The organism is Nioella sediminis, from assembly GCF_001879695.1.
Lineage (GTDB): Bacteria > Pseudomonadota > Alphaproteobacteria > Rhodobacterales > Rhodobacteraceae > Nioella > Nioella sediminis.
Map to the genome: position 1 here is coordinate 21,467 of NZ_MNBL01000019.1, position 6,012 is coordinate 27,478.

Here is a 6,012-nt window from a genome sequence, read left to right on the forward strand (position 1 = left end):
TATTGTCCTCGGTGATGATCGTGGCGTCATTGATTATGTGTTCCCAACTTGGTGCCGATTTTGTTGATACATCCGGTGAAGTGAATGCATTGCCACAGTAGACGCAGACCAAATCGCGCTGTCGCACTACTGCCTCGAGCCAAGGTGGGATGCTCCATTTGTTTGCCATAAGAGCTGCTTTTGATCTCCACGTTTCCGGTTCTGCACTTTAGCTGCACGGCTAGCTTGTCCTGCCATTCCAGACAGGCATCCGCTCGGACTTGTCTTGACGATATCATGACCACTCCACGCTGGAGAAGGGCGTGGCGGGATACCGAAGAGATTGGCCGACCCTCATGTCTGGGTCACAAAGCTCGGTAGACCGATGTCCTCGCAATGCCCAACCGCTTGGCGATTTCCGTCGCCCCAAGCCCCTCCTCGTCCCTCAACCGCTTAACCTCTTCCACGTCGATGGACGGCTTGCGGCCCTTGTAGACCCCCTTGGCCTTGGCCTTGGCGATCCCCTCCATCTGGCGTTCCCGCCTCAGGTTGGTCTCGAACTCAGCGAAGACCCCCAGCATCTGAAAAAACGCCTTGCCTGCTGCCGTGCTGGTATCCACCGGCTGCTCCGTCGCCTTGAGCGCTGCGCCCCGCTGCTGCAGCTCGTTCACGATCTGGGACAGGTCATCCATGGACCGAGCCAAGCGATCCAGCCGCGTGACCACAAGCGTATCACCGGGGCGAAGGAACTGGAGTAGGGTCTCCAGCTCATCCCGTCCCTGCCGACTGGTCCCACTGACCTTCTCCTCTCGGATGATCTCGCACCCCACCGCCTTCAACGCCTCTCGTTGGACAGTGAGGTCTTGGTCCGTGGTGGACACTCGAGCGTAGCCGTACGTTGCCATGTTGTGTTCCTTTTGGCTCTAAGACCCTGAACACATGGCGTACCAGAATGCAGAATGCAACCCTATTGTTACACGTTCCCTGTGTCATCTAGACGTTGCGCTGGGGTATACCCATAAGGAACAAAGAGATATGTCGCTCGTCCTGAGTCATTCCGCCGCACAGGCGCTGGGCTGTTCTGTTGTGGTGATCCCCGATGCGTTGAGCTACCAATGAAAGCAGGGCGATCTATGCGTAGTGGCATAGCTGAAGACCCTGCGCAGCTCCAACACACAAGGACATGCGCACATGAACACGCTCACCATCAACCTTCCCCTCGTCGGCTCCGTCACGCTAGTACGCTTCCCGGCCCAGTTCGCCATGCCTCTCCACTCGGAGAAGCTCACGTACGCGAACCGGGCAAGAGAATACCGCGTTGCTTGGGGAAGGCACGAGATGTACCTGACCCCGTGGCCTGCTGTGAAGGAAGAACGCAGGCTGGGCTAACTCTGGCTTAGGCCGAGGCAGGTGCAGGCGGTGAGCAACCGACCGCCCGCACATACCCCCACCCTCATCGCATAGACGCCCCCAGTGGGCAGGGGTAAAGCGATCCTGCTCACCGCTGCCGGGGGGCCTATGGGGGAAGAACGCCAACGCCAATATAATGGTAGGCCGCTCAGAAGTTTGTGCCAAAAACCGCCGGGAACCCCGCCAGCCTGTGCATCTTGCACACCCAAGGGATGCACACCCAAGCTACGTCCAAGGCTATTCCCTTGGCTTTGGCTGGGGCTACATCCCTTGCGGGCTGGGGCTGCTGTTCGCGCTAAACCCCGTCCACGTCGAACCCTCAGAACGGTGCATCCAGCTCAGGCTGCTTGTTCACCTTGAAGGTCACAACGCCAGTGATCGGGTCCTCTTCGCCCTCGTAGAAGCCGAGCCACTCGAGAGCTTGGCGAAACCGCTCCTCGCCCATGATCCTGTGCATCGCATCGGGAGCAATGGTGGGGTCCGTCCGTGTCGCTGCAGCTACAGCCCCTGCGATTTCCTCCTTGAGCTTCAGCACATGCTCCTCCCGCCGGGCGTCCCAGTCTTCCTCGGTCCAGTCCTGCTCCCGCCCAGCGTCGAGTATCTGCGCAGCTCTCCATGTCGCGGGGATTTCGCTACCTGCTTCAGCAAGCCGCCCCTTCACTCGTCTCATGTTCGCCACCGTCCCGTTTCCGACGCCCGCCGACTTCACGATCTCCGCCTTGCTGTATCCGGCCTCGCTGCACTCAAGCTGCCAAGCCGCATCGAGCCGTTCTTGCTGGGACATCGTTAGCCGGGTCTTGGTGTTCTCCTCCAGTGCCAGCAATCGGGCTACCTTGAGGTCGCACCTGTGGACCACCACAGAGACCGTCAAAGCCTTGCCTGAACGCCTGTAGGCCTCATACCGATGGTGCCCGTCCACAACGAAGAGACACCCGTCCTCGGGCCTCTCCCAGACTGTCAGGGGGTCCAGTTCCTTCCGCCGCTTTAGCGCGTCTCTCAGGTCATCGACTTGGCTTTCCGTCAGGTCCTCCCAGCGGAACTGGAAGGTGTCGGTGTCGAGGTGCAGTTCGTCGAGCTTGACCCTGCGGGCTTCTGCCCCAAGGCCGTCTAGTGCTGTTTCTGTCGTCATGTCACAGGTCCATCTGCTGTTGTTGAGTTGTCCTGCAGGCCCAGACAGACCGCACCCCCACAGCTCCGCCTTGGCCAGCGCTGGGCTAGCCGTGGTCAGAGAGCAGTGAGGGTGGGTTGGACCTGCTGAAGCGATGCACCGGCGTCAGCCGTGGCGTCCCTCGGTTCGCGTGGGGGTGCTACGTTTCAATGGTGCCACCTAATTGGCCGGGAAATGCAGGACTTGATCTGTGAGCTAAACAGCCTGATGCTATCGTAGGTCCTGTGGCAAGCGTGTGGTCATCGGTTCAGATCGCCAAGGGCTGGACGTTCGCTACGGAATGACGCTTCGCGTGCATCGAGATTTGAACCGAAACTGTGGGGTTTGCCACGTTGAACGATGATCCTGTGAAGAGACAGAAGTGGGCGTGGTCGCTAGCCATGAGGGATTTCATGGGCTCCAAGGCTCATCATTTTCCTACATGCCTGCGCAGGTGGGATGAAGGCGAGGGGCCTGAGATCGTGATACCCTTCGATCCAGATCGTCGTGTATTTTGGGTTGTGTTCCACAAGAACGGATGGGGCTGGGGTGGCTTCCTTCGCAAGCCTCCTAAGGTGCTAGAAGTGATCTTTCATGCAGCGAGCGGAGAGAAGGTCTCGTGGCCTGTTGGTGACCTCGCAACGTGTGTGGGGGACTATATCGGCTTTGGACTTGGCGACCTTTCACCTGGGGGCAAATCCAAGCGCTTCATGGACCTGCTTGTGGAGAGTGATGTGGTGAGCTTGTCGAATGGGAAGCGGGAGATATTCTCGTACCAGACGCGCATTCCGCGAGAGGACATGCAGGTGTTCACTTCGCTTTGCCTGAATGGCCCCGGAGGTGTGTTGGACGGATTTCGGCCTCTAAATCCAGATGGGCCGACCGCACGCGCGATAGCGCTCAAGTCAGGAAAGACGAAGCCAACTTAATAGCCGTTACTACCTTCGGCTTTTTTTAGCAGACCAACGACAACGAGCAAGTTGGACGTGAAAACACCTATGACCCGGCCTGCACGATGAACACGTCCTCGTCCATCTCCCCGGTCACCACCTTCTCTTCGCCCATGACATAACCACTGTCTTTCCTGATGGCGGGGAGGACGACGCGGGTGACCCACCGCTGGAACTCTCGGGCTTCCGGCTTGTCTGAGCGCATGATCAGTTGGTAGAGACCGCTCTCGCTGATGATCAGGGGTTGCCTTGCAAGAGACAGGTTCTTGGGTGCCCGCATCTTCTCATCTGAACCAAGAGGCGAGAGAATGTGCGACATGGATGTTGAGACGTTCTTGAACTGCAGCGCATTGGCGACGTCCGCAGCTACGAACCACGGCTCACCGTCGATCTCGACGACGCGGATGGTGTTGGCCTCAGTTCACGTCTGCGAAGTAATCCTCATCGACACTCTGGATGACGTAGCTCTTGCGAGCCCTGACACCGACACCGTGCTGGATCATGAGCCTTGCAAGGCGCTGGCCATTGATCAGCACGACCCGGTGCTGGACGCGGTGGAGGTATTCCCTTGCCTCCTTGGAAAAGTCCGACGTGGTGACAAACACGCCTTTGGTAGCTCCTTCACCGGTCAGCGATCCGATGAACCGCTGGATGTCGGGACGCCCAATCCGATTGTCAGGGGCGTATCGCTTGGCTTGAATGTAGACCGCATCGAGGCCCAGCGCATCCTCGTGGATAATCCCGTCAATGCCCCCGTCCCCGGTGGTCTTTGTGGTCAACCCACGCGCTGCGTCACCACCGCCATACCCCATGGCCGTCAGTAGGTCCAAGATCACCTGCTCGAACCGTTGCGGGGACATCTGATGGAGGAGGGACAACAGCTCATCCCTGAGAGCGGCATCCAAAAGCCCCGACGCGGCCTCCATGGCGTCCTCAGGAGTCTGGCGCTCGTCGATGGGGGTGATGTCCACCGGGGTGGCTTTCGCCGTTCCCGAGTCCTCTCCGGGCTTCTCGGAGTCCCCAGCGCGAGACTGGTCGATCCAAACCGTGAACTCCTCGAACTGCGACAGGACGCTGTTGTCCAGCCGGTCAGGGTTCGAGGCGAGAACCTTCCGCCCCAGATCGCTAATGACATGGAGGTTACGCTTCGGGGAGGTCAGTAAGCCCGCCTTGGCCAGATACGTCCTCGCCCAGTGTGCGCGGTTGGACAGGAGCGTCTGCCTCCCGCTGGGGAGCATTTCTTCGGCTTCCTCGTCAGAGATGTCGAACTGCTCCCGCAGATTGGGCAGACACTCGGCGACGTTCTGCTTGCCGTCAGCGAACAACTGAAGAACCGGAAGCATCAACGTCTCGTAGTCGGGTATCGGCATGAACTCTCCTCGCCAGAAATCGACACAGCTCGGGCGTCAGCCCGTCCTTAGTCCACCATCTGAGCAGGTGAAGGATAGGTCAACACGCATTGATTCTGGTCCGCATTGATCAGCACCCGAGACTCCCGTCTCCCTGAAGGAATGCTCAAACATCAGCCAACCTGAGACAAGGTAGCTCAACGTGTGTGGGAGACGTGTGTGGTAAACACTTCACGCATTCTCATTTTATATCTTCAGATCAATAGCTTGCGGTGCCGTTAATGTTCTGGCGGAGGAGGTGGGATTCGAACCCACGGTACGCTTTCACGCACGCCGGTTTTCAAGACCGGTGCATTCGACCACTCTGCCACTCCTCCGTGGGGGTCGGAAGCCCCCGATAGCGCCTCTTTTGCGATTCTGAAAGTGGCCACGGAAACGGCAATGACCGCAGGATGTTGCCGATTGCGATACGGATGGGTTTGCAGCGCGCGGGGGAAGCTGTATCCTTTGCGCGAATGGCCGGGCCGGACCCGGCGGCATGGACGGCAACGCCTTGGGCAAAGCGCGGATCAAAAAGCGCATGGGGCGGCAGAGCAGGGGAAAGCTGATGAGCTTGCTGAAAGGCGACGGACAGCCGGTGAGACTACTTGGGGCGCTGGCGCTCGTGCTTGCGCTTGCGGGGTGCGAGGACGGGTTTCAATTACCCTTCGGCCAAGGCGCGGGCGGAGGCGGCAGCGCCAGTTCGGAGCGTTCTGGCTCGACCCGGCTGGTGGAACGTGACATCGAAGCGCCCGAGGTTTTCCAGGAAACAGACCAGGGCCTTTGGGACGGACGGCCTTCGCTTGGCGGTGTCTGGGTGGCGCACCCGGATGCAACCGACCCGGAACGGGTGATCATCCGCAACGAGGCCAATGGCCGGTTCGTCATCGGGGCGCTGTTCCGGCGCGAACGCGACAACCCCGGTCCGGTTCTGCAGGTCTCTTCCGATGCGGCTGCCGCGCTGAACATGGTTGCCGGTTCACCGACTGAACTGAATGTGACCGCCTTGCGCCGCGAAGAAGTGTCCGAGCCCGAGATCGCCCCCTCTGCCGCAGCCGCCGCACCGACTGGCGATATCGAAACCTCGACCATCGACCCGATCAGTATGGCCGCCGCCGCGATCGACGAGGCGGAAGCC

At 59.7% G+C, this 6,012-nt stretch carries 6 protein-coding genes, 1 tRNA gene and 1 pseudogene; 3 read left to right on the forward strand and 5 right to left on the reverse strand.

Annotated features, from left to right (window positions below):
* Positions 1 to 344 precede the first annotated feature (344 nt).
* Positions 345 to 884: a recombinase family protein gene (locus BKY26_RS02050; protein ID WP_071688741.1), complete on the reverse strand. Its 540-nt coding sequence runs from the start codon at positions 882 to 884 to the stop codon at positions 345 to 347.
* Between the two features lie 286 nt (positions 885 to 1,170).
* Between BKY26_RS02050 and BKY26_RS02055 the strand changes: the two genes are divergently transcribed.
* Complete coding sequence (locus BKY26_RS02055) at positions 1,171 to 1,368, forward strand: hypothetical protein (protein WP_071688742.1); 198 nt, start codon at positions 1,171 to 1,173, stop codon at positions 1,366 to 1,368.
* 340 nt (positions 1,369 to 1,708) lie between these two features.
* On the opposite strand, the gene BKY26_RS02060 is transcribed toward BKY26_RS02055, so the two are convergent.
* Positions 1,709 to 2,518 (reverse strand): ParB/RepB/Spo0J family partition protein, encoded by an 810-nt coding sequence (locus tag BKY26_RS02060; protein ID WP_071688743.1) that lies wholly within the window; start codon positions 2,516 to 2,518, stop codon positions 1,709 to 1,711.
* Between the two features lie 431 nt (positions 2,519 to 2,949).
* Here BKY26_RS02060 and BKY26_RS02065 point away from each other — a divergent pair, with 431 nt between their 5' ends.
* Complete coding sequence (locus BKY26_RS02065; RefSeq protein WP_131541744.1) at positions 2,950 to 3,465, forward strand: hypothetical protein; 516 nt, start codon at positions 2,950 to 2,952, stop codon at positions 3,463 to 3,465.
* A gap of 67 nt (positions 3,466 to 3,532) precedes the next feature.
* Here BKY26_RS02065 and BKY26_RS02070 read toward each other — a convergent pair whose 3' ends face one another.
* From BKY26_RS02070 to BKY26_RS02080, 3 genes are all read right to left on the reverse strand, one after another.
* Entirely contained in the window at positions 3,533 to 3,892 is a 360-nt protein-coding gene (locus BKY26_RS02070; RefSeq protein ID WP_071688745.1) for a BRO-N domain-containing protein, read from the reverse strand.
* Positions 3,893 to 3,902: 10 nt separating this feature from the next.
* The gene (locus BKY26_RS02075; RefSeq protein ID WP_071688746.1) at positions 3,903 to 4,856 is read right to left on the reverse strand and encodes a restriction endonuclease; all 954 of its coding nucleotides are present in this window, start codon (positions 4,854 to 4,856) and stop codon (positions 3,903 to 3,905) included.
* 266 nt (positions 4,857 to 5,122) lie between these two features.
* Positions 5,123 to 5,212, reverse strand: a tRNA-Ser gene (locus BKY26_RS02080).
* A gap of 230 nt (positions 5,213 to 5,442) precedes the next feature.
* Between BKY26_RS02080 and BKY26_RS02085 the strand changes: the two are divergent.
* Positions 5,443 to 6,012, forward strand: a pseudogene (locus tag BKY26_RS02085) (SPOR domain-containing protein); the annotation flags it as partial.

Bases quoted from the DNA above. Each gene is read 5' to 3' on its own strand.
- BKY26_RS02065 (WP_131541744.1), top strand. From the start codon at position 2,950: ATGGGCTCCAAGGCTCATCATTTTCCTACATGCCTGCGCAGGTGGGAT.
- BKY26_RS02055 (WP_071688742.1), top strand. From the start codon at position 1,171: ATGAACACGCTCACCATCAACCTTCCCCTCGTCGGCTCCGTCACGCTA.
- BKY26_RS02060 (WP_071688743.1), bottom strand. From the start codon at position 2,518: ATGACGACAGAAACAGCACTAGACGGCCTTGGGGCAGAAGCCCGCAGG.
- BKY26_RS02050 (WP_071688741.1), bottom strand. From the start codon at position 884: ATGGCAACGTACGGCTACGCTCGAGTGTCCACCACGGACCAAGACCTC.
- BKY26_RS02075 (WP_071688746.1), bottom strand. From the start codon at position 4,856: ATGCCGATACCCGACTACGAGACGTTGATGCTTCCGGTTCTTCAGTTG.